This window comes from Rhodococcus sp. G-MC3, assembly GCF_030063335.1.
Classification (GTDB): domain Bacteria; phylum Actinomycetota; class Actinomycetes; order Mycobacteriales; family Mycobacteriaceae; genus Rhodococcoides.
On record NZ_JASISW010000021.1, the window covers coordinates 70564 to 92951 of the forward strand.

The 22388-nt window shown below is 62.2% G+C and carries 23 protein-coding genes; 11 read left to right on the forward strand and 12 right to left on the reverse strand.

Going from position 1 to position 22388, the window contains the following annotated elements:
• Nucleotide 1 precedes the first annotated feature (1 nt).
• The 3 genes from QMK17_RS20655 to eltD all read right to left on the reverse strand — a co-directional run bounded on the left by QMK17_RS20655 (nucleotide 2) and on the right by eltD (nucleotide 3504).
• Nucleotides 2–949, reverse strand: a complete 948-nt coding sequence (locus QMK17_RS20655; protein ID WP_283511168.1) for a carbohydrate ABC transporter permease — start codon at nucleotides 947–949, stop codon at nucleotides 2–4.
• Between the two features lie 24 nt (nucleotides 950–973).
• Nucleotides 974–2350, reverse strand: coding sequence for an ABC transporter substrate-binding protein (locus QMK17_RS20660; protein ID WP_283511211.1), 1377 nt, complete (start codon nucleotides 2348–2350; stop codon nucleotides 974–976).
• A 62-nt stretch (nucleotides 2351–2412) separates the two neighbouring features.
• Nucleotides 2413–3504 (reverse strand): erythritol/L-threitol dehyrogenase, encoded by a 1092-nt coding sequence (gene eltD, locus QMK17_RS20665; protein WP_283511169.1) that lies wholly within the window; start codon nucleotides 3502–3504, stop codon nucleotides 2413–2415.
• A gap of 173 nt (nucleotides 3505–3677) precedes the next feature.
• Between eltD and QMK17_RS20670 the strand changes: the two genes are divergently transcribed.
• Entirely contained in the window at nucleotides 3678–4709 is a 1032-nt protein-coding gene (locus QMK17_RS20670) for a sugar-binding transcriptional regulator (protein ID WP_283511170.1), read from the forward strand.
• Entirely contained in the window at nucleotides 4706–5476 is a 771-nt protein-coding gene (locus QMK17_RS20675; protein WP_283511171.1) for an SDR family NAD(P)-dependent oxidoreductase, read from the forward strand. Before QMK17_RS20670 ends, QMK17_RS20675 begins: the two co-directional genes overlap by 4 nt.
• Before the next feature lie 12 nt (nucleotides 5477–5488).
• Here QMK17_RS20675 and QMK17_RS20680 read toward each other — a convergent pair whose 3' ends face one another.
• The gene (locus tag QMK17_RS20680; protein ID WP_283511172.1) at nucleotides 5489–6970 is read right to left on the reverse strand and encodes an FGGY-family carbohydrate kinase; all 1482 of its coding nucleotides are present in this window, start codon (nucleotides 6968–6970) and stop codon (nucleotides 5489–5491) included.
• A 61-nt stretch (nucleotides 6971–7031) separates the two neighbouring features.
• Here QMK17_RS20680 and QMK17_RS20685 point away from each other — a divergent pair, with 61 nt between their 5' ends.
• Together QMK17_RS20685 and QMK17_RS20690 are read left to right on the forward strand one after the other, a co-directional pair.
• A complete protein-coding gene (locus QMK17_RS20685) occupies nucleotides 7032–8237 on the forward strand; it encodes a benzoate/H(+) symporter BenE family transporter (protein ID WP_283511212.1) in 1206 nt (401 codons plus the stop codon).
• Between the two features lie 24 nt (nucleotides 8238–8261).
• The gene (locus QMK17_RS20690; RefSeq protein ID WP_283511173.1) at nucleotides 8262–8726 is read left to right on the forward strand and encodes an acyl-CoA thioesterase; all 465 of its coding nucleotides are present in this window, start codon (nucleotides 8262–8264) and stop codon (nucleotides 8724–8726) included.
• Here the strand turns inward: QMK17_RS20690 and QMK17_RS20695 are convergent.
• Both QMK17_RS20695 and QMK17_RS20700 read right to left on the reverse strand, forming a co-directional pair.
• Nucleotides 8723–9745 (reverse strand): phosphotransferase family protein, encoded by a 1023-nt coding sequence (locus QMK17_RS20695; RefSeq protein ID WP_283511174.1) that lies wholly within the window; start codon nucleotides 9743–9745, stop codon nucleotides 8723–8725. The genes QMK17_RS20690 and QMK17_RS20695 overlap by 4 nt on opposite strands.
• 186 nt (nucleotides 9746–9931) lie before the next feature.
• Nucleotides 9932–10321, reverse strand: coding sequence for a hypothetical protein (locus QMK17_RS20700; RefSeq protein ID WP_283511175.1), 390 nt, complete (start codon nucleotides 10319–10321; stop codon nucleotides 9932–9934).
• Nucleotides 10322–10606: 285 nt separating this feature from the next.
• On the opposite strand from QMK17_RS20700, the gene QMK17_RS20705 reads away from it, so the two are divergent.
• Both QMK17_RS20705 and QMK17_RS20710 read left to right on the forward strand, forming a co-directional pair.
• The gene (locus QMK17_RS20705; RefSeq protein ID WP_283511176.1) at nucleotides 10607–11812 is read left to right on the forward strand and encodes an MFS transporter; all 1206 of its coding nucleotides are present in this window, start codon (nucleotides 10607–10609) and stop codon (nucleotides 11810–11812) included.
• 80 nt (nucleotides 11813–11892) lie between these two features.
• Nucleotides 11893–12588 carry a hypothetical protein gene (locus QMK17_RS20710; protein WP_283511177.1) on the forward strand — a complete coding sequence of 232 codons (696 nt, stop codon included), beginning with the start codon at nucleotides 11893–11895 and terminating at the stop codon, nucleotides 12586–12588.
• A gap of 57 nt (nucleotides 12589–12645) precedes the next feature.
• On the opposite strand, the gene QMK17_RS20715 is transcribed toward QMK17_RS20710, so the two are convergent.
• The 3 genes from QMK17_RS20715 to QMK17_RS20725 are packed head-to-tail and all read right to left on the reverse strand — an operon-like array spanning nucleotide 12646 to nucleotide 15562.
• Nucleotides 12646–14088, reverse strand: coding sequence for an NAD(P)(+) transhydrogenase (Re/Si-specific) subunit beta (locus QMK17_RS20715; RefSeq protein ID WP_283511178.1), 1443 nt, complete (start codon nucleotides 14086–14088; stop codon nucleotides 12646–12648).
• Entirely contained in the window at nucleotides 14088–14417 is a 330-nt protein-coding gene (locus QMK17_RS20720) for an NAD(P) transhydrogenase subunit alpha (protein WP_283511179.1), read from the reverse strand. The genes QMK17_RS20715 and QMK17_RS20720 overlap by 1 nt, the downstream gene beginning before the upstream one ends.
• Nucleotides 14417–15562, reverse strand: a complete 1146-nt coding sequence (locus tag QMK17_RS20725) for a Re/Si-specific NAD(P)(+) transhydrogenase subunit alpha (protein ID WP_283511180.1) — start codon at nucleotides 15560–15562, stop codon at nucleotides 14417–14419. The genes QMK17_RS20720 and QMK17_RS20725 overlap by 1 nt, the downstream gene beginning before the upstream one ends.
• A gap of 253 nt (nucleotides 15563–15815) precedes the next feature.
• Between QMK17_RS20725 and QMK17_RS20730 the strand changes: the two genes are divergently transcribed.
• Both QMK17_RS20730 and QMK17_RS20735 read left to right on the forward strand, forming a co-directional pair.
• Nucleotides 15816–16253 (forward strand): HIT family protein, encoded by a 438-nt coding sequence (locus tag QMK17_RS20730; protein WP_283511181.1) that lies wholly within the window; start codon nucleotides 15816–15818, stop codon nucleotides 16251–16253.
• A complete protein-coding gene (locus QMK17_RS20735) occupies nucleotides 16250–16879 on the forward strand; it encodes a Type 1 glutamine amidotransferase-like domain-containing protein (RefSeq protein WP_283511182.1) in 630 nt (209 codons plus the stop codon). Before QMK17_RS20730 ends, QMK17_RS20735 begins: the two co-directional genes overlap by 4 nt.
• On the opposite strand, the gene QMK17_RS20740 is transcribed toward QMK17_RS20735, so the two are convergent.
• Nucleotides 16876–17187, reverse strand: coding sequence for a hypothetical protein (locus QMK17_RS20740; protein ID WP_283511183.1), 312 nt, complete (start codon nucleotides 17185–17187; stop codon nucleotides 16876–16878). The two genes, QMK17_RS20735 and QMK17_RS20740, sit on opposite strands and share 4 nt — an antisense overlap.
• Before the next feature lie 195 nt (nucleotides 17188–17382).
• Between QMK17_RS20740 and QMK17_RS20745 the strand changes: the two genes are divergently transcribed.
• The 3 genes from QMK17_RS20745 (at nucleotide 17383) to QMK17_RS20755 (ending at nucleotide 19876) form a co-directional block, all read left to right on the forward strand.
• Nucleotides 17383–17904 (forward strand): DUF3558 domain-containing protein, encoded by a 522-nt coding sequence (locus QMK17_RS20745; protein WP_283511184.1) that lies wholly within the window; start codon nucleotides 17383–17385, stop codon nucleotides 17902–17904.
• A 54-nt stretch (nucleotides 17905–17958) separates the two neighbouring features.
• Complete coding sequence (locus QMK17_RS20750) at nucleotides 17959–18426, forward strand: DUF3558 domain-containing protein (protein WP_283511213.1); 468 nt, start codon at nucleotides 17959–17961, stop codon at nucleotides 18424–18426.
• A gap of 70 nt (nucleotides 18427–18496) precedes the next feature.
• The gene (locus QMK17_RS20755; RefSeq protein ID WP_283511185.1) at nucleotides 18497–19876 is read left to right on the forward strand and encodes an FAD-binding oxidoreductase; all 1380 of its coding nucleotides are present in this window, start codon (nucleotides 18497–18499) and stop codon (nucleotides 19874–19876) included.
• 51 nt (nucleotides 19877–19927) lie between these two features.
• On the opposite strand, the gene QMK17_RS20760 is transcribed toward QMK17_RS20755, so the two are convergent.
• Together QMK17_RS20760 and QMK17_RS20765 are read right to left on the reverse strand one after the other, a co-directional pair.
• Nucleotides 19928–21238 carry an aspartate aminotransferase family protein gene (locus QMK17_RS20760; protein ID WP_283511186.1) on the reverse strand — a complete coding sequence of 437 codons (1311 nt, stop codon included), beginning with the start codon at nucleotides 21236–21238 and terminating at the stop codon, nucleotides 19928–19930.
• Entirely contained in the window at nucleotides 21239–22384 is a 1146-nt protein-coding gene (locus QMK17_RS20765) for an ABC transporter substrate-binding protein (RefSeq protein WP_283511187.1), read from the reverse strand.
• Between the last annotated feature and the right edge of the window lie 4 nt (nucleotides 22385–22388).

The following is a 22388-nucleotide window of genomic DNA, read 5'->3' on the forward strand; positions in this document are numbered from 1 at the left end:
GTCAGTTCTCCGCTCCAGCGGCACGCCGCTGCGCTTTGCCGAGCACACTCACGAGGAAGCGTGCGGTGATGAACACGAGGATCCACAGCAGGAACATGTAGGTGCTGCCGCGGGAGTAGTCGAGGTTGATGATCGAGTCCTCGAAGGCGCCGATCTGCAGCGAACGGGTCGCGACACCCGGTCCGCCCGCGGTGAGAACCCAAGGGACGTCGAAGAATTTGAGGTTGTCCATGAAGCGGAAGATCACTGCAACGAGGATGTACGGCCACAGCATCGGCAGCATGAGCCTGCGGAACATATAGAACCAACTGGCCCCATCGACCTCGGATGCCTCGAACGGCTCCTTCGGCAGAGATCTGATCCCGGCGAGGACGAGGATCGCGACGAACGGGGTGAAAATCCACAGGTCGACGAGAATGACCGAGAACAGCGCATTCTGGCTACTCAACCAATCGAATGTGTTGCCGAGCCCGAGAACGTGGTTCAACACTCCGAACTGCGGGTTGAACATGAGCTTCCAGACCACCGCCGCGATGACCGGGGCGATCATCAGCGGGAGAATCAGCACCTTCTCGAAAATGCGCCCTACGATCGACGAGCGGTTGAGCAGTAGCGCAATGATCACGCCGAGGATCGTCTCGACGATGGTGGCGAGGACGGCGAAGGTGCCGGTAACGCGCACACTCGACCAGAACTGCGCGTCGCCCAGCACGCTGACGTAGTTCGCGAAGCCGACGAACACCGGATTCGGGTTCACTGCAGCGTAATTCAGGAACGAATACCACGCTCCGACGAAGAACGGGTACAGAATGCCGATGACGATCAGGACCGCCGGCACGGACAGCAGGTACGGCCTCAGCTTTCGACGCCAGCGCGGCACCTCCGGCTTGGTTGTGGGGTTCGGAGCGGGCGCACCCGTCGCGAGCGACTGCTCAGTGTGAGTAGCCATGACCAACCTCTTTCCGAAAAGTCATCACAAATTCACCTTCGAGGTGTTGGTCTTCGCCAGCCCGTCCAGCCTCGATCGAGCGTCGTCTCCGCCGTAAATGTCTTGGAGTGCCGACGCCCAGTTCTGGGTGGTGTCGAAGAACTTCTTCTGGGGAGTGAACTGGATCTTGGATTGGTCGATGACGGTCTCGAACGTCTCGAGGTATCCGGCCTGATCGGCGACTTGGTCCTTGAAGACGCCGTCGAACACAGACTTTCGGACGGGATCGGCGTAGATCCCGCCCTGAACCGCCTTCGACATCGCTTCCTTGCCGGTGGCCCACTGCATGAACAGCCACGCGGCCTGCTTGTTCTTCGACATCGAGTTCATCGCGAGCGACCACGTCCACAGGTTGGTGGCATAGCTGCCGTCCGGTCCCGCCGGTCCCGGGTACCACCCGATGTTGCCGGCCTGCGCAGATGCGCCCGGCTTGTTCTTCGGGTAGGTCGCGCTGTCGGCGTCGAACACCATCATCGCGGTTCCATCCCCGAGATCTCCGGTGGCGTTGGGGTAGTCATACGACGTCCACGATGTCGGACCGGCCTGCTTCTGCATCTCGATCCACTTCTCGGTGAAATCGACGGCCTTGTCCGAGTTCATTCGAGCCTGTAGTTCACCGTCCTCGAAGACGTAGTCCTGAGCGCCCTCACGGGTGTACTGCGTCATGAAGCCAGGGTGGATGGTCGCCCAGGACTTGGACCCCCGGGTGGCGATTCCGTAGCGGTTCTGTGAACGGTCCGTCAGGTCGATGGCCAACTGGATGAAGTTGTCGAACGTGTCCGGCAGCGTGATGCCGTTGTCGTCGAAGAACTTCTTGTTGTAAGCGACCACGTTGTTCTCGAATCCCCAGGGCAGTGCCCACTGCCCGCCGGTACCCAGCGGCGAACCCAACTCGAAATCCCAGCTGGTCGAGGTGCGGAGACCTTCGTAGATGTCGTCGAAGTCGTACTCGTCGCTGGTGGCGGAGCTGTTCTGCAGCCACGGGCCCAGATCTTCCAGCCATCCGGGCGGACCGTATTGCCAGATGAAGTAGGCCCCGAGCATGAATACGTCGTGTTTACCTGTGCCGCCGGCCAACTCGGTATTGAGCTTGGTGAAGTAGTCCGCCTCGGGTACAAGGTCGGCATTGACGGTGATGCCGGTCAGCTGCTCGAACTCGGTCAGCAACGGCTGGAACGACTGCTGGTACGGGTGCGGCGTCTGAAGAATGTTCAGGGTGGTGCCCTGCGCGGCCTTCCAATCGAACGGCCCGGTCACCTCGCCTGCTCCGTTGACGGCATCGACTCCGCCGCCGACACCGCAGGCCGACAGAATCGGCACGGATGCCGCGGCGACGCCTGCCAGCCCCATCGCGCGGAGCATGTCCCGCCTCGAGAATTGATGACTCATTGGTATTTACTCCCAGTTCGAAGAAGCAGGGCAGTTCAGGACGGGATGAGCGAGACTTTGACGGACTCGGCTCCGCTTCCGACGAGGTCGAGACCTTTCTGAAAGTCAGTGAGTGGGAGTTGGTGGGTGCAGATCTTGTCCATGGGCAACGCTCCTGATTCGATCATTCGGATTGCGGCGGGCCAGCAGTACGGGCCGAGGTGCGCACCGAGAACGTCCAACTCTTTGTCGTCCGAGATGATCGACCAATCGACAGTCACGTCACTGCCGAACACTCCGTACTCGACGTAGGTGCCGAGCTTGCGAAGTAGGTTCAGTCCCTGCGGAACGGCAGTCGGATGGCCGGTGCCCTCCAGATAGACGTCGGCACCGTAACCGTCGGTGAGGTCCTTGACGATCTTTTCGGCGTCCTCGTTGCGGATGTCGATAACGATGTCGGCACCGCATTCCCTTGCGAGAGCGAGTTTCTCGGGCTGCATATCGAGTGCAATGACATGGGCTGGGCTCTTGGCCCTGGCTCCGGCGATCATGCCGAGGCCGATTGGACCACAGCCGGCGACCACAACGACGTCGTCGAACGTGATACCTGCGCGCTCGACCGCGTGCAGCGAGCAGGACAGCGGCTCCGCGAACGCTGCGTGCGCTGCCGGAATGTCCTTGGACACCTTGTGCACCAGCGCTTCGGCGGGGTACACCATGTAGCTCGCCATGGCGCCTGGTGTGCGGCGCTTGAATCCGAACAGGTCGTGTGGGGCGCACATGTGGTACTGACCGCGCAGGCAGTAACGGCACTTCCAGCACGGCACGATCTGCTCCGAGACCACACGGTCACCGACTGTGACATTCCACCTCGCCGATGCCTCATCGTCGATCACGACGATCTCGCCGACGAACTCGTGGCCGGGGATGACGTCGGTCTCGGCCCACGCAGGACGGTTCTCGTCGCCCCAGAACTTCGCTGCACCGTGGTAGCACTTGAGGTCGCTGGCGCAAATTCCGACTGCCTCGACGCGTACGAGGGCCTCGCCGGGGCCCGGCACCGGGACGTCGACTTCTTCGAGTCGGTAGTCCTCGGGTCCGTGACACACGACCGCCTGCATGGTCGTGGGGATGGTCGTTTCCGACATGTGTAGCTCCTTGCGCTGCAGGTTCATGACGCTGGGACTGCGCCTGTGGGGAGAGCACATTGCGTTGGCGCTATGTGTTGGCGCTCACACTATCCAACGGGTATACATATGTCCAGAACGAATGTTCAGCAGTTCAACCTCCGTGCACAAATGTTCAGTGGGATACTTCGACGATGTCCAGCAACAGTTCCGCGAGCGAGCAATCCTCCGCCGGTCAGTCAGCCGACGGGAGTCACTTCGCGCCCACGTTGCTGTACACAGCGGCAAAGCTGTACTACGACGAAGAAGCCACCCAGGCCGAGGTGGCCGCCAAGCTCGGTACGAGCCGGGCAACAGTGAGCCGGTTGCTGTCCGAGGCCAGAAGGCAGGGCATCGTCCGTATCAAGGTCATTCCTCCCGAGGTCTTCTCGCACGAAGATTTGGCGGACAGACTCGCTACGGCGCTCAGGCTGGACCACGTCTTTCTGTCGGCACCGCTTCCGCCCTCCAGTCCGTCGAAACCGACGGTCGATCTCATGGGTCGGTACCTGGCGCCCGCGGTGTCGAAAGCCCTCCACACAGTCGGGCTGGGTCCCGGTGACATCCTGCTCGTGTCGTCCGGGCGGACCGTGTACGAGGTGGCGCAATTCGATCTCGACAGAATCCCCGGTGTCCTCGTCGCTCCGACTGTCGGGGGCAACGATCAGCCCGAGGAGTGGTATCAGACCAACGAGATCACCAGGCTTATCGCCAATAAGCTCGGCGGCCGCGCACACTACCTGTTCGCGCCGGCCCTGCCCGGCGCAGACTTGTACGCGATCATTCACTCGGACCCCGCAATTCAGCGCGTTCTCGAGCTCTGGCCACAGGCTCGTTGCATCCTGATGGGGGTCGGCGCTCCACCGCTCCTCCGTGCCGACATCCCCAGATTCGTCCCCACCGACTCTGCATCGCTTCGCGATTCGGTGGGCGACGTATGTTCACGTTTCTACGACAAGGACGGAAACTCGGTCGAGTTCCCAGGGTCGGACCGGCTCATCGCCGTCGATCTGGCCGCACTACCGAAAATCCCTGTCGGTATCGCCGTGGCAGTCGGTTCGGACAAGGTCACCCCGATCGTGGTCGGGGCGCGCGCTCGATTCTTCAACCAACTAGTAACCGATCCCGCGACAGCCCAGGAGGTCCTGGCGAGCATCGCGACCGACCAGACGAAGGATTCACGATGAGTGCAGTAGATTCCGGATCGACGGCGTTGCGCCTCGACGGAAAACGCGTGTTGATAACCGGAGCCAGCCGAGGCATCGGCGCGAACATCGCACGAACCTTCGCCGCCGCCGGAGCACGGCTGATCCTGTCGGGGCGAGATCACGATCTCCTCGACACTGTCGCTCGGACGCTCGACACCGATACCGAAGTGGTCGTCGCCGATCTCTCCACCACCACTGGACCCGATGCTCTCGCAGTCGACGCCGCACGAGTGTTCGGTGGTATCGACGTGCTGATCAACAACGCGGGAATCTCTTACCCGGAGAACGTCGCTTCTCTCGATACAGCTCACTTCGACGAGGTCATCCAGGTCAATCTACGTGCTCCGTCGGTGCTCGCCGCGCGCGTCGGGCGGGCGATGGCCGAGGCAGGCAGTGGATCCATCGTCACTATCGCATCGGCTGCGGCCCTCCGGCCACTACCCGAGCACTACGCGTACTGCACGTCCAAAGCCGGGTTGATCATGGCGACGAAAGTACTCGCCCTCGAACTCGGCGGACATGGCGTCCGAGCCAACTCCGTTTGTCCCACAGTTGTTCTGACCGAGATGGGCCAGAAAGTCTGGGGCGACCCGGTCAAGTCGGCTCCGATGCTCGAACGCATCCCGGCCGGACGATTCGCCGAACCTTCGGAGGTGTCGACGACTGCACTGTGGCTCGCGTCGGATGCCGCTGCGATGATCAACGGAATCGATATCCCCGTCGACGGCGGCTATCTCGTCAGCTGATCCGGGAACAATCTACCTCGAGCGTCGACCACTGGCATGAACGATGTCCCGGGTCGCTGGATAGAGCTGTAGCCAACTGCCGTACAGGTCGTCGTAGAGGCCCTTGTTCGCAGGATTGGGTGGTAGCTCTGATGACACCGTGGCCCAATCCGTTTCCGGTGGAACAGCTCCGACGCCGATGGCCGCGAGCAGCCCGTCACCGTAGCTCGCACCGATGGCTTGCTCTGTGATCAGCTGGGTCTGACCCGTTATGTCACTCAACGCCTGAGCCCAGACGGGGCTTCGCAAGCCCCCGCCCACTGCCACTGCACGCGTGACGGGGGTGTCGGAATTTTCGAACATCTCCAAAATTTGCCTGATTCCGAACGAGATTCCTTCGTAGGCTGCACGGAAGATGTGGCCGCGACCGTGCCGCAATGTGAGGCCGGACAACACACCCCGCGCATTGGCGTCGAACACTGGCGTGCGTTCGCCTGCCAGATACGGCAGGATCAGCAAGCCTTCCGCACCGGCCGGCACCGCCGATGCCTCGCGCATCAGTTCGTCGAAAGGCGCTCCGCCGGTGACGGTTTGCAGCCAAGTTGTCAGCGATCCTGCAGTGGAGGTACCCGCAGCAAGGGCGTACGTTCCCTCCTGCACACCTGCTGTGGTCCACAGCGCGGAATTGGTGTGATAGTCAGCCAAGACCTGCACAAGAAACATCGTGGATCCGTACATCAACATGAGATCGCCGGGATGTCGGACGCCCACGCTGAAGGCCTCCGCATACGCGTCGACGGTTCCCGCCACCACAGGAGTCCCGACGGGAAGCCCCGAGGCGTCCGCCCCACGCGCATCGATGTGCCCGACCACTTCACTCGGCCACGCCAATCTCGGCACCTCTAGACCACCGAGCACACGGTCGATCCAGTCTGCGTTCCAACCGAAGTCGCGTACGGAGTACAACGGGTCGCACTGACTGGCGGTGTGATGATCCTGTACGTATTCACCCGTCAACTTCGCGACGATGTATGAGTTCGACCCGAACCACCGGGTAGCGCGATCGAACACATCGGGTTCGTTCTTGCGAACCCATTCGATCTTCGGTCCGACAGCCTGGCTGGACAAAGACTTGCCACACCGTCGGAGTAGGTCGTCCGCACCGAACAACTCGGTCAGCTCGTCGATCTCGGTCGATGCTCGCGAATCGATGCCGTAGAGAATCGCCGGCCTGACCGGGCGCAGTTCGGAGTCCGTCAGAACCAGGCAAGGCCCGACGCCGCTCACACACACTCCTGCCACCGCCGACCCCGCAGGTACCTCGGCGACCAGCGCCGCAGCAATGGCGCAGACGTCAGCCCACCACACGTCCTCGGCGTCCACCTCGGCCCAGCCAGGATGCGGGAGCGACATCCGGTGCGCCCGTTGCTCCGACGCGAGAACGTCTCCTGCTTCGGTGACCAGGACACCTTTGGAACTGCCTGTGCCCATATCGATACCTACGAACAAGTCCACTTGGCAACACTATCGGAGCACGACGCATAGCGCGGCCAGTCACAGGGCATGATTGGCAACCGTGCACGCAGACGGCAACACATCAGGCAACGGACGCCTTCAACCAGTTCTCGCCGGAGTAGTTGCCGCACTCGTAGGTTTCACGAGTTCTTTCGCCGTCGTTCTCACCGGACTTCGAGCGGTCGGCGCGTCGCCGGCGGAGGCAGCATCGGGACTGCTTGCAATTTCGGTGACCCAAGCCATCGGCATGATCTACCTGTCCCGCCGCTATCGACAGCCGATCACGCTGGCATGGTCGACTCCCGGCGCCGCGCTGCTTGCTGGGACCGGCACCGTCATCGGCGGGTGGCCTGCTGCAGTCGGCGCCTTCGTGGTGGTCGGTGTACTGGTGGTGATCACCGGGCTGTGGCCGCAACTGGGCGCGCTGATCACATCCATTCCGACCTCCCTCGCTCAGGCGATGCTCGCGGGGGTTCTCCTGCCGCTCTGCTTGGCGCCCGTGACTGCATTTGCTGCATCCCCGGCCGTCGTCGCTCCAGTCATCCTGGTCTGGCTTGTACTGCAACGCTTCTCGAAGCGATGGGCTGTACCGGCAGCATTCGCTGCCGCCGCACTCATCATCGCAATCGACGTCGCCGCCGGAGGCCGAGTTCCGAACGCGGCAGAACTGATTCCGCATGTGGCCTTGACAGTCCCCCACTGGACATGGCAAGCGATCGTCGGAATTGCGCTACCGCTGTACATCGTCACCATGGCATCGCAGAACATTCCGGGAATGGCGGTCATGAAATCGTTCGGATACGACGTTCCGTGGCGCCCGGCGATGAGCGTCACCGGCATCGGCACGCTCATCGGCGCTCCCCTCGGTGGACACACCATCAACCTCGCCGCGATCAGCGCCGCGCTCGCCGCGGCCCCGTCGGCTCATCCTGATCCGAAGCGGCGCTGGATCGCGTCATCGGCGGCAGGTTGGTTCTATCTTGTTCTGGCACTGTGCTCGGCCGCTCTCGCCACCCTCGTCTCGGTCGCTCCTGCCGGCGTCGTCGAAACTGTCGCCGGTCTGGCACTGTTGGCGACACTCGGCGCATCTCTCGCCGGCGCACTGAAGGCTGAGGCGGGCCGTGAGGCAGCCATTCTGACCTTCGTCATCGCAGCATCGGGTATCGGGATCCTCGGAATAGGCTCGGCCTTCTGGGCGCTGCTGGTCGGCCTGATCGTGCGGTGGGTACTTCGACCGAAGCCGACCGCCCCGAAGCCGAAAGGCTAGGCAAAGCCGATAGGCTGGGCGGCCATGACAGCCTCTTCCGGTCAACGCGCCGCCACCAACACTGCCGCCGAATATCCCGCCCTGTGGCCCGTGGCAACTCGATGGGACGACAACGACCACTATGGCCACGTCAACAATGTCACCTACTACTCGTACTTCGACACTGCCGTGAACGGATGGCTGATGCACACCACCGGTGTCGACATCCGCACACTTCCCGCGATCGGTGTCGTCGCCGAAACATCGTGCACGTACCACCGAGAACTGTCGTTCCCGGATTCGCTGCAGGTCGGGTTGTCGGTGGAGAAACTCGGCACCAAAAGCATCGTGTACTCACTCGCATTGTTCCGCGAGTCCGGTGGCGACGAACTACAGCTCGCTGCCACCGGCCGCTTCGTTCACGTGTACGTCGACTCCACAACCCGTCGCCCGGTACCCATTCCTGCCGAGATAGAGGCTGCGGCAAGAACTCTCGTCATTCCTGGTTAGATTCCGATGTCGTCCGCCGTGGACGTTGCCCTGGCGACGATGTCGTCGATCAACGTCGTGGTCGGGCTTCCTGCGCCGGCGCGGTTACGGGCGTCGGATTCGGCTCGGCGCATGACACCTTCGGCGATGATCGACAGCTTCCACAGCGCCAGCACCTGCCAAAAACCTGCGGCCGACACATCGCGCCCGGTCTTCGCTGCGTAGGCCGCCGTCAATTCGGCGCGTGTGGGGAAGCCCGGCAAAGTGGACGCCATGAACGGGCCCGCGACCGCGTCGCTTGCCTCCGGCCAATAAGCGAGTAGACCTCCCAGATCCGCCAGCGGATCGCCAAGCGTGCACAGCTCCCAATCGATGACTGCGACAATGGATCCGTTGGCCTCGGAGGTAATTACGTTGTTGAGATGAAAATCGCCGTGCACGAGGGCAAGTTCTGTCTGTTCCGGAACGTTGGCAGCCAGCCGATCGGCGAGGGCGTCGATCGCAGGCACCTCGCGTGCCTGCGACTTCTGCCACTGCGTCCTCCATCGCTTCAACTGACGAGCGGCGTACGGTGAATGACTCGCAAGATCGAGCAGCCCGACGCTCTCCAGATCGACGCGATGGATTCCGGCCAATGCACTCGTCATCGCGTCGCCGACGGCGCTGCGAAGCGGCTCGGTCATATCTTCTGCCTTGACCACGGAGTCCACGACAACGCCATCCACGTGGCTCATCAGCACTACGGGGACATCGGATACCGTCACATCGTCGGTCGCGGCAATCATCCTCGGAACCGGCACCCCCGTGTTCTGCAGAGCCGTCAGTATCCGGTACTCCCGCAGTACATCGTGGGCCGATGCGAGCAGATGGCCGAGCGGGGGTCTGCGCAGCACCCAACGGGATCCTCCGGCGTCCTGAACCGCGTACGTCAAGTTGGACTGACCGTTCCCCACGCGCTCGAATGTCAGGGGCGACACTGCTCCGATTCCAAGCCCCGCGATCCACTCGGAGACGGCAGTGAAGTCCAGGCTCGATGTCATCGATGTCCTTCCACACGTATGTAGCGAGTCGGTAACCGTCAGTCACTCTCGCATGTTCGCATACCTGTTCGGGTCGGTTCGGTGCACAACAAACACGCCGCACACACCACACACGAAAAACGTCGCGGTACCGGACCCGAGAGTGGTTCCGATGCCGCGACGTAAAGACGGTATTCGAGGTTGTGTTCAGCTGGCCCGCAGGAACGAGGACTTGACGTCGATCTCGGCTACGGCTCCGGTGACCTCTCGACGAGCTGCAACTTCGTCGATGTCGCCTACGAGCAGCGAAATGAGCGCTTCGGGCTCGCTGAGCCAGGCATCGGTCATGGTGCGCAGTTCGCTCGTGACGAAGAGCCCGCTCATCGCGAGCGCTTCGATCCATTCGGCGACGGCCTCCGACGTTGGCACGGGAATCGACTCACGGTCGAGTTGTGCAACTTCGAATTCGTAGCAGAAGAACGAGCGCATCATCTCCAACTGGCTCACCGAGAGTGAAGCCGCGTCGGTCGATGCCGAAGCCGTATCAAATACGGCCGACGATGCCGCAACAACTGGACGGGAATCTGCGAGAGTCATAAGTGTCTCCTTCGATCGGCTTCGCTGTGCGGCGCATCTTGGCCTGCTGTTCTGGACCTACTCGGCACCGTTTTCATATCGTTACCACTCGAGATGTAACGAATTGAGCTCTTGCCCGATGGATTGAAACTACGCTCTGTCAGTCGAGTGTCGCCAGACCAAACCGAATGATGTGATAAGCGTCACACTTGCTTGCCCATCCAGCGAACATCCGGTTACGAATTCTTAGCAACTTCGGACCTACACACCGCGCGACGCGGCGAAATGCCGGAATGACCAGGTACCGTGCGAGTCGTGGTCGACAAGTCAGCGCAGATTCAGGTGCGTGCGCGTCGGGCGCGAGCGGCAGTTTGCGGGGTCTTCGCTGCGAACGGCTTTCTTTTCGCTATCTGGGTCGTCCACATTCCAACCATCGAACGTCGGACCGACATTTCCCACTCGACCCTCGGTTCGCTTCTGCTGATCCTCGCTGCAGGCGCAATTGTGGGCATGCAGACGTCGGGACCTCTATCCGATCGGTTCGGAAGTAATCGACTCGTTACCATCGCGGGCATTCTTCTCGCGAGCGCGCTCATCGGCCCTGCGCTGTCGAATCACGTCATCGCCCTCGGCGTATCGCTGTTCTTTTTCGGAATGTTCAACGGTGCCCTCGATGTCTCCATGAACTCGCAGGCGGTCGATGTCGAGCGGCTTTATCCCCGGCCCATCATGTCCACGTTTCATGCCTTGTTCTCGATCGGCGGGGTGCTCGGATCCCTCATCGGCGCGATCACTCTATCGGCGGACGTACCCATCACGGTGGCCATGGGCAGTGCCGCGGTCCTCGGTGCGTCAGTCATCGCTCTCTGCAGCCGGTTCCTGCTGTCCGGTTCGCAGGAGCAGGCCGACGGCGAGGAATCAGCAGCCCACGGTCATTTCTCGCCGCGGGTACTCGCACTCGGCGCATTGGCATTTGCACTACTGCTGTCCGAGGGGGTCGCAAACGATTGGAGCACCCTCCAAGTCAAGGAGCACCTTGGAACATCCGACGGCACCGCTGCGCTGGCGTTCGGGTTTTTCGCCACCATGATGACGGTCGGCCGTTTTTGCGCCGACCGCATCAGCGGGCGGTTCGGCCCGGTTGCCGTGGTCCGATACGGGAACCTGATCGCGGCAGCGGGAATGGTGCTCGTTCTCGTCTCGGACTGGTTACCGCTGACCCTCGCCGGGTGGGCGGCGTTCGGTCTCGGGCTGTCCGGCAGCGTCCCTCAGATCTTCACCAGCGCGGGCAACCTCGGTACAAGCGCCGCGGCCACCAATATGTCTCGTGTAGTCGGCATGGGATATGTGGGCCTGCTGGCAGGACCGGCGATCATCGGGTGGATGTCGCACTTCGTATCGCTCACCGTGGCGATGGCGGTCCCACTGACCCTCACCGTGATTGCCGCCCTGGCTGCCGGCACAGTCCGATCGCGTTCGACGCACGAGGTGTGCCGGTCCGCACAACGTTGACAGCTCTTTCACATCGCAGGCTCAGCGTCGTGATGCATCCTCGTAGGCGAAGACGGCATACATGAAGGGGGTGTACGGACTTGAGTTCCGACACAGACAGCATGGAATTGATCGAGCTCGAAGAATTCGATGACCAGACGGATGCAGTGCTCAGACGACGAGCAACAGCGGTCCGGCTGGCAGCAGCGGCGGGCGCGATAGTCGCTCTGATCGTCGTACTTGCGGTACTGCCGATACTCGGCATCACGTATCCGTATTCGCGTGGGATCGTGCCCAGCCTGACCGACCCGTCGAAAACAGCGCTGAAAGCGTTCGGCATCACACCGGTTCCCCTTGCAGTGGCAGGCCTGACCGTCGTCGCGCTGGTTCGTAAGCTTCCGTACGGCATCGGAGCAGTCATCACGCTCGTCGTCGGTGCCTCGCTGACGACGGCAGCCGTGCGAACGTGGGCCAATGGACTGGTTCCCGAGTCGGCGCTGCCCAATGGCAACGTCGCAGCGTGTGTTGCCCTGATCTGCGCAGCGACCCTGGTCGCGTCGCGGGCATTTCTGCCGATGGTGTGGGGCCTCGGAGCCGTGGCCGCCATGACGATCTCCGCCGGTGCGGTTCTCGGCGGAGCGGCGACCATCGTCGGCATCCTCACGACTGCGCTCATCGTCGCTGCCTGGTGGGCCGCATCGTCGGCCGTGATGCTGTACTCCCCCGTCGCCGCCGAGCGCGAGGCCATGAATCCGCTCGACACCGCAGCGATGGCACTCAGGAACCGGTTGGGCTGAAACGACTGTGCGCGCGTAGTCGGATCGACTACGCGCGCACAGCACGGCGAGACAAGGTCAGAGGGCTTTGAGTTCCTCGATGATCGAGTTGACCGACTTCTTCGCATCCCCGAACAGCATCGAGGTGCGGTCCGCGGTGAACAACGGGTTGTCGATGCCGGCGTAACCGGAACTCATCGACCGCTTGAGCACGATCGCCGAACGTGACTCGTCGACGTTGAGAATCGGCATACCGTGAATCGGGCTGGAGGGATCATTGCGCGCCGCCGGGTTGGTGACATCGTTGGCACCGATCACGATGGTGACATCGGTGCGCGAGAACTCACCGTTGATATCGTCCATTTCCTTCATCGCGTCGTAATCGACATCGGCCTCGGCCAGCAGCACATTCATGTGACCGGGCATACGCCCCGCGACAGGGTGGATTGCGTACTTGACCTCGACACCCTTGCTTTCGAGGATCGACGCCATGTCCTTGACCGCATGCTGGGCCTGCGCCACCGCGAGACCGTACCCGGGCACCACGATCACCTGCGATGCGTACGCCATCTGAATCGCAGCATCCGCCGCCGACGTCGCCTTGACCGTGCCGCCCGATGCATCGGCCCCCGGTCCCGCATCGGACCCGCCGCCCCCGAACGAACCGAACACGATCGCCGGGATGGACCGGTTCATCGCGGTCGCCATCAGATTGGTCAGGATCGTGCCCGACGCACCGACGATCATGCCTGCCACGATCATCGCCGTGTTGTTCAGTGCCAGACCCGCAGCCGCCGCGGACAGACCGGTCAACGCGTTGAGCAGCGAGATAACGACCGGCATGTCGGCGCCGCCGATCGGGAACACCACGAACAGACCCATCAACGCTGCCGCGATCAGAACCAGAACGATCCACCACACCGAGGTACCTTCGCCCGGAGTGGCCTTGACGCCGATGTAGATCGACACCGCCACAGCCAGCAGAAGCAACACGATGTTGGTGAGCTGGAAGATTCGTGCGTTCTTCACGAACGCCTTCTCGACGTTCTTGTTGAGTAGTTCCTGCAATTTCAGGAACGCCACCAGCGAACCCCAGAACGAGACCGAACCGATGATGGCCGCGAAGAGCGACCCGATCACGATGTGAACCGTCGGCTCTTCACCGTGCTTGAACGCGGAGAATCCGTCGGTCTCGATGAACTCGGACCACGCGATCAACGCGACCGTGCCGCCACCGACACCGTTGAACAGTGCCACCAGCTGCGGCATCGCCGTCATCTTGGTGCGCTTGGCAGGCGGGACACCGAGCAGCACACCGATCGCGAGGCCGGCGGCGATGAGAATCCAGTTGATCGCGGCGGTGTCGCGAACCTCGATCAGGGTCGCGACGACAGCGATACCCATACCGATCGCGGCGATCCAGTTGCCACGCACTGCGGTCTTCGGTCCGGTCAGACCCATCAGACCGTAGATGAACATGCCGAACGCGACAATGTACAGAATGTTGACGAGATTGTTCATCAGGAATCAGCACCCTTCGCGACTGCCTTGGCGGGTGCAGGCTTCGATTTGAACATTCCGAGCATGCGGTCGGTCACCAGGAAACCGCCGACGACGTTGAGCGTGCCGAAGATCAGCGCGACGAACGCGATGATCCGCACGCCCCACGACGCATCCTCGGGTAGGCGTCCGAGCACGATCAGGGCGCCGAGCACCACGATGCCGTGAATGGCATTGGTGCCCGACATCAACGGCGTGTGCAACGTATTGGGAACCTTCGAGATCACCGCGAAGCCGACGAAACCGGCCAGCACGAGGATCGCGATGTTCGCGAGAAGCGGGGTGTACATCAGGCGTCCAACCCTTCAGTAGATCCAACACTGCGGGTCACGCAGGACTTTTCGAGGACCTCGTCCGAGAAGTCCGGCGCAAGGACGCCGTTCTCGTCGAGCATCAGTTCGAGCAGCGCGGAAACGTTCTTCGAATACAACTCGCTGGCGTGCTCAGGCATCGTGGCAGGCAGATTCAGCGGCGAGCAGATAGTGACGTCGTGCTTGACGACAGTCTGCCCCGGCTCGGTCAACTCGCAGTTGCCGCCGGTCTCACCGGCAAGATCGACCACGACACTGCCGGGCTTCATACCTTCCACTGCCGCGGCCGTCACCAGACGAGGTGCGGGACGACCCGGCACCAGAGCCGTGGTGATCACTACGTCGAAGCCCTTGATGGCTTCCTCCAGCGCCTGCTGCTGCTGGCCGCGCTCGTCCTCGGTCAACTCGCGTGCGTAACCGCCTTCACCGGCAGCATCGATGCCGAGATCGAGCCACTGCGCACCCACGGAGCGGACCTGATCGGCAACCTCCGGGCGCACGTCGTACCCGGTCGGGCGACCACCGAGACGCTTCGCCGTCGCCAACGCCTGCAGACCCGCAACACCGACACCGAGGACCAACACCGTCGCAGGCTTGACCGTTCCGGCGGCGGTGGTCAGCATCGGAAAGAATCGAGTCGACTCCGACGCAGCGACGATCACAGCTTTGTACCCTGCAACGTTTGCCTGCGAAGACAACGCATCCATCACCTGCGCACGCGAGATACGGGGAATAGCCTCGACAGCGAAAGCCTGCACTCCCGCTGCTGCGAGCGCATCGATCTTGTTCTCGGCATTGCGTGGCGCCAAGAATCCGATCAACGTCGTACCCTGTGCGAGCTTCGCGATCTCGGCGTCCGTCGGCGGGGCAACCTTCACCACGACATCGGCAGACCACGCATCACCGATCTCGGCACCCGCCTCGACATACATTTCGTCCGGGATGAGAGCAGACAAGCCTGCCCCCGCCTCGACGACAACACGTACGCCTTTGCCGATCAACGCGGACGCGACTTTGGGAACCAACGCAACACGGCGCTCGCCCTCCCCGGACTCACGGACGACGCCGACGGTTGTTGTTCCTCCGCTGTTCGTCCCGTTCTCGGTGCTCTGCGATGTTTCCAAATCTCCGACTTCCTGAGTTGAACGGCGCCTACGGATCGACGAGCGGCATCAGCCGAGCGACGAATAGGCGAATTCATGCGACAAGGCACAAGGTCCCTGATGATAGCCAGAGCGGGCAGACCTTAGGTAACCCACGCCACAAGGCTTGCGCGTCTGAATCGAATCCGAAGGCTCGCTGACGTGCACGCGCACCATCTGCTGTGATCGACCTCATAGCGCGCGAGTAGCTCGCTGTGCCTTTACAGTGTTCGAGGTGAACAGCTGCGTATTCTGCGCCATCGTCGCCGGCACTGCGCCGTCGACAACGGTTCTCGACACCGACGAGGTCCTGGCATTCCTGGATATTCGACCGATCGCCCGCGGACACGTTCTGGTGATCCCCAAAACGCACTCAGCCGATCTGGACGCAATGGAGCCTGCTCTCGGTGGCGCGGTCTTCGAGGCCGGTCAACGAATCTCGCGAGCACTGCGTAGATCCGACCTGAAAGCCGACGGTGCACATCTGATCGTCAACGACGGGAGGGCTGCTTTCCAGACGGTCTTTCACACCCACTTGCACGTCGTGCCGAGGTGGACCGGTGACAAACTTCGATTGGCTGCCGGTTTCGTGACCCGGAGGTCTCGCGATCCCCAGGAGACCGCTGCAGCAATTCGCGTCGGCCTAGAGCGCTCGAGGACAGAAGAACAGTGAAGCTGTTCCTGGCGTCCTATCGGTTCGGCGCCCACGCCCCGGAGTTCACGACGCTGACCGGAGGTCCAGGACGCGTCGCGGTGATCGCCAACGCCGCAGACTGCTGGCCTGCCGCTGCCCGTGAATCTGCAGTGCTCAGCGAGATGCGCGGGTTACGCGAACTCGGTTACGAACCAGAAGAACTGGATCTTCGGCAGTACGACGGCCGACCGGACGCGCTGGCAACGCGATTGGACGCCGTTTCCACCGTCTGGATTCGCGGCGGAAACACTTTCGTACTCAGATCGCAGCTCCGCTTCGGCAAGGCGGACGAGGCACTCGTGTCTCGGGTTCGCGACGGCAGCCTGGTCTACGCCGGATACAGCGCGGGGGCGTGCATCGCGTCACCCTCGCTTCGAGGCGTCGAAGCAGCCGACGACCCGTCGGACGTCACCGAACACGATCTCGTCTGGGACGGCCTGGGCCTCGTGGATCTGGCATTCGTTCCACACTTCGGGTCGGTTCTCGACGACACCGATGCAGGCACGTCGATGGTCGACCGGTTCGAACGCGAGCGCGTTCCCTATCTGACACTGACGGACGAGCAGGTCTTCGTCGTCGACGGCGTACGCGCGGAACGTCTCTAACCGAGCTGTGCGATCGGCGCCAGACGATCCAGTGACGCCCACGCCATGGTGCACCGCCTGCGCGTCACTTCGTCTGCGTCGAGCAGAAGCATGTCCAACAGCAAGCGGGGCCGCAGCCTCCAGGTGGTCTCGGCGTCGGTGATCGTCGCTTGGTCGAACAGACCTGACTGTGCGAGGGCGGTGACCCACTCACCCACGTCACCACGGTGGACAGTTTCGATGGTGTCGTAATCGACTCCGCTGCCGTGAAATTCGTACGAGAACATCGCGGCGACGAAATTCCACGACTTCTGCTCTGGATCCATCATCTTCGGACCTCCTGTCGGGTCGGCGCGAGCGCCGAACCTGTAGAACCGCTGGCGTGGACGCTAGACCGCGCAACTACAACATTGCATTGCGCCGCAGCATCGATCGGGTAACAGAGTTACTGAAGTGACAGATGTGAACAATCGCTCCGATACTCGCCCTACCCGAATCCCAGCACATCGGTAGGCTCCACCCTCGTGTGGAAGAGGGGAATACTCGCCATCGTTACAACACTGTCGATCATGGCGACGGGCTGCTCGGATTCCAGCTCGGGGGATCAGCAATCGCCTGAAGAATCCGCCGCTGCCCACCCCGCAACCGACGAGCTGTTCGTCGGTGAATGCGGTTCGATGACCGACGGCGACCTGGTGTCGATCACCGGTGTCCGCGGCCTCGCCTCGACGTCACGAAACTCGATTCGCTGCAGGTGGGACGCAGTGGACACCGGCGCCTACGCGATGTTCACGTGGTATCGGGGCAGCCCCATCGACCGGGAACGCACTGTCGCGAGCCAGATCGGCCGCGAGATCGGAATCATCGACGCCGATGGACATCCAGGGTTCACCGCCAGAGGATCAGATGCGTCGTGCGAGGCCGGGGTCGAGTCGGGAGACGGATTTCTGCACTGGTCGCTCAACTACGCTTTCGCAGTCCCGTCGCACGACGTCTGCGACGTGGTGGCCGATCTCGCCCGCGCAACCGTCGAGAATGCGAAGTAGGTGTAGCTCGTGAGACGACCGACTCGATTCGTCGCCGCAGCCGTGGTGCTACTGATGAGCGGCTGCAGCACCACGGTGACCGGCACTCCGACTGCCGTGGGGCCTGGCAACGGCAGCACCGAATTCGACAAGCTGCTCCAGGAATGTGTCGCCGTACCAGACGACAAGATCGCTGAATCCGTCCAAGCAGAGGCAGTGAATCAGTACTTCTTCGGCGCCGTCTGTATGTGGACCGGCACCGGGCCCGCAGGCATCGTCGACGTCACCTTCGCCTGGTTCGAAAACAACGGCCTCGGCCGAGAACGCACCCTGTCCGAAAAACTCGACTACCAGGTCGAACCGGTCGTCGTTGCCGGGACCAGCGCCTTTCTGTCGCGTCGACCGGGCGATCCGTACTCCTGCGGGATCACGGCTGCGTATTCCGGGACCGTCAGCTCGTGGGTGCAGTATCGCGGAGGTAACGTCGATCCGTGTGCAGGTGCTACCCGGCTCGCCGAATTGACCTTGCAGCGCAACCAATAACGACTCGCGTCTGCGCAGCGCCCCCTAGGCTTGGTCAGCGGAGTAACGCAGATCGAGATGGAGAATACCGATGACCGACCTGGCAGCCCGGGCAGACCTGGAAGACTTGGAACGCGCGCTACCGAGTGGCGCGGTCCTCACCGACCCTGATGTAACGGAGGGCTACCGTCGGGACTGGGCAAAGGATCCGAACGCGGGCACTCCACTGGCCGTCGTGCGAGCAACATGCACTGCCGACGTACAGTCCGTCATGAAATGGGCTACTACCCATGGCATTTCGGTGGTTCCACGCGGAGCTGGCTCCGGACTGTCCGGCGGCGCAACGGCTGTCGACGGCGGAATCGTGCTCAGCACCGAGTTGATGCGCGAGATCACGGTGGACCCCGTCACCCGCGTCGCGGTGACGCAGCCAGGTTTGCTGAATGCGGAAGTGAAGCAGGCCGCCGCCGAGCACGGCCTCTGGTACCCACCGGATCCGTCGTCCTTCGAAATGTGCTCGATCGGCGGGAACGCAGCAACCAATGCCGGCGGATTGTGTTGCGTGAAATACGGCGTGACGACCGACTACGTTCTTGGACTCGAAGTCGTCCTCGCCGACGGCACTGCGGTTCGTCTCGGCGGTCCGCGCCTGAAAGACGTTGCCGGACTTTCGCTGACGAAACTGTTTGTCGGTAGCGAGGGAACGCTCGGCATCATCACCGAGATCACCGTGCGACTCGTACCGGCGCAACCTCCGGCCAGCACGGTCGTCGCCTCGTTCGCATCGGTTCGCGACGCCACCACTGCGATTCTCGCGATCACTCGCACCCTGCGGCCCTCGATGCTGGAATTCATGGACCGTGCGTCGATCGGGGCCGTCGAGGACGCCATGAAGATGGGCCTCGATCGCACCGCATCCGCGATGCTCATTGCGCGATCGGATTCCCCCGGCACCGATCGAGATCGGGAGATCGACATCATGGCCACGGCATGTACGGCCGCGGGCGCATCCGATGTGTTCACCACCGACGACCCGGAAGAGGGAGAAGCCTTCGCTGCTGCACGACGTTTTGCGATTCCCGCCGTGGAGAGGCTGGGGAGCCTGCTCCTGGAAGACGTCGGCGTCCCGCTACCCGCGCTCCCCGACCTCGTCGAAGGTATCGAGCGAATCTCCGAGAAATACGAGGTGCTGGTCGCCGTCATTGCACACGCAGGCGACGGAAACACTCACCCGCTCATCGTGTTCGACCCGGCAGATGCCGACATGGAAAGACGTGCCAACGTTGCCTTCGGAGCCATCATGGATCTCGCCATATCGCTGGGCGGCACCATCACGGGCGAACACGGCGTCGGCAGGCTCAAGAAGGCGTGGCTACCGAATCAGGTCGGTGCGGATGTCATGAAACTGACTCAGCGCATCAAGACCGCTCTCGATCCCGACGGCATCCTCAACCCCGGTGCGGTGCTGTAGGCGCCTTCGGCGTACGTGAGTGAAAATACGTCCCCTGGAACGTATTTTCACTCACATACGCGACGCGCACTCGTCGGCGACAGTGAGCACCTCGTCGAGAATTTCGAGCCCCTGACGGATCTCGTCCTCCGACGTCGTGAGCGGTGGCGCGACCTGAATGCGGTTGCCCGCCATGAACGGCCACAGTCCGCGAGACTTGGCCGCTGCGGTAACCTCTGCCATCGGTGCAGCATCCTTGCCCGACGCGGCGAAGGGCACCAACGGTTCTCGCGTGGACTGATCTTTCACCAGTTCCACTGCCCAGAAGAACCCCTTACCCCTGACCTCGCCGACGCTGGGGTGCGACTCGGACAATTTGGCGAGCCCTGCGCCCAACACGTCGTCACCCACTACACGCACGTGCGGGAGAATCTGGTCTCGCTCGAAGACCTCGATGGAGGCAACTCCGACTGCACATGCGAGAGGATGCCCCGAATACGTCAATCCCCCGGGATAAGGCTTGTGGTCGAAGTCCGACGCGATCTTTTCCGAAATCACCACCCCGCCGAGCGGTACGTAACCCGAGTTGATTCCCTTCGCGAAGGTGATCAGATCCGGTTCCACATCCCACGCCTGGCAGGCGAACCATTCGCCGACACGGCCGAATCCGACCATGACCTCGTCGGCAATGTAGACGATCTCGTATCGATCACACAGCTCGCGAACTCCGGCGAGGTAGCCGGGCGGTGGCACGAGAACACCGTTGGTTCCCACGACCGACTCGAGGATGAGACCTGCGATGTTCTGCGCGCCTTCCAGCTCGATCACCTGCTGCAGGTGCGAGAGAGCCGCCGCCGTTTCCTCCTCCGGCGTGTTCGTTCCCCACGGCGACCGGTAGGGATACGGCCCGAAGAAACGGACGACGTCGACGTTGGTCGGCTCGGTTCCCCACCGCCGCGGTTCGCCGGTCAAACCGATCGCGACGCCGGTCCCACCGTGATACGACCGGTACGCGGCAAGCATCTTGGTCCGCCCGGTGTGCTGACGGGCAAGCCTGACTGCATGCTCGATCGCTTCGGCACCGCCGGTGGTGAAGAAGACACGATTCAGATCTCCCGGTGCACGCTCGGCGACCATGGCAGCGAGCTTGCTGCGTGTCGAATTCGCTACCGTCGGCGAGATCGTCGTCAGGATGTGTGCCTGTTCGACGATCGCCGCCACGAGGTCCGGGTGCTGATGTCCTAGATTCAGGTTGACGAGCTGAGACGAGAAATCGAGATACCGATTTCCCTTGTCGTCCCAGAACCAAGACCCCTCACCGCCCTCGACCGTGATGGGATTGAGCTCGGCCTGGGCCGCCCAGGAGTAGAACACGTGATCCATCTACTTGCCACCTTCCTCCAACGTCACCTCGGTGGGAGCATAAGACTCCCCGGTGACGTCCACTCCGTCGTTCTTCAACATATCCAAAGCCTGCGTGACGTACTCGTTGGTGTAGGCCTCGGAATCGGGATCCGCGGTGAGCACCGTCGATCCCTCGGCGTTCTTGGTCGACTTGGCGATCTCGACAGTCCGGCCCCACGACGACTCGTCGATCATGCCTATTCCGGCCGGTGACGGCCAGATGAGTTTGTTGACCTCGTTGACCTGCCACAGTTGATGACTGGCCCCGAGTGTCGATCCCGCAGCGACGGTGATGTCGCGGCACTTCTCCACATTGTCTCGGCAGAATGCCCAACCCTTCAGCGAGGCCGCGATGAACTTGACCGTCTGCTCCTTGTACACATCATCGGAAAGTTTGTCGGTATTGGCCCAGATCGCATCCTGCAGCATCGCCACACCGTCGGTGTTCCAATCGATGGTGTTGAAATCTGCGGCGGTGTAGAGCCGCCCGGTGGCCGGGTTCACCGTCTCGAGCAACTGCGCATACTCGTTGTAGGACATGGCCTGTGCCGCTGCGATATCACCGGACAGCAGTCCGTTCATGTCGAACTGCTGCTGAACCAACGTGACGTCGCTCGATGGATTGAGACCGGAATCGGTCATACCGGCGAACAGTTCGAACTCGTTTCCGTAACCCCAATTTCCGACTGTCTTGCCGCGCAGGTCAGCGGGACCGGTGATGTTCTGATCCTTGAACGACGCCTGCAGCGTGCCCGATTTCTGGAAGATCTGCGCAACGTCGGTGATGCCCGCGCCTGCTTCTCTCGACGCGAGGGCCTTGGGAACCCAAGCGATTGCATAGTCGGCCTGGCCCTGCGCGAGGACCGTTTGCGGCACGATATCCGTTCCACCGTCGAGGATTTCGACGTTCAACCCCTGATCCTTGTAGAAACCCTGATCGAGGGCGGCCAGATAGCCCGCGAACTGGCCCTGCTTGAACCACTGAAGCTGCAATTTGACGGTCGTCGTGCCGTCTTCGCTCGTTGCGGAGTCGGTCGTGGTGGTACTACATGCCGTCGCGAGCAGTGCAACGGAGAGGATCGCCGCGGCAAGGGGTCTGGTTCTGCGGGTGATGGAACGGATCACGAGT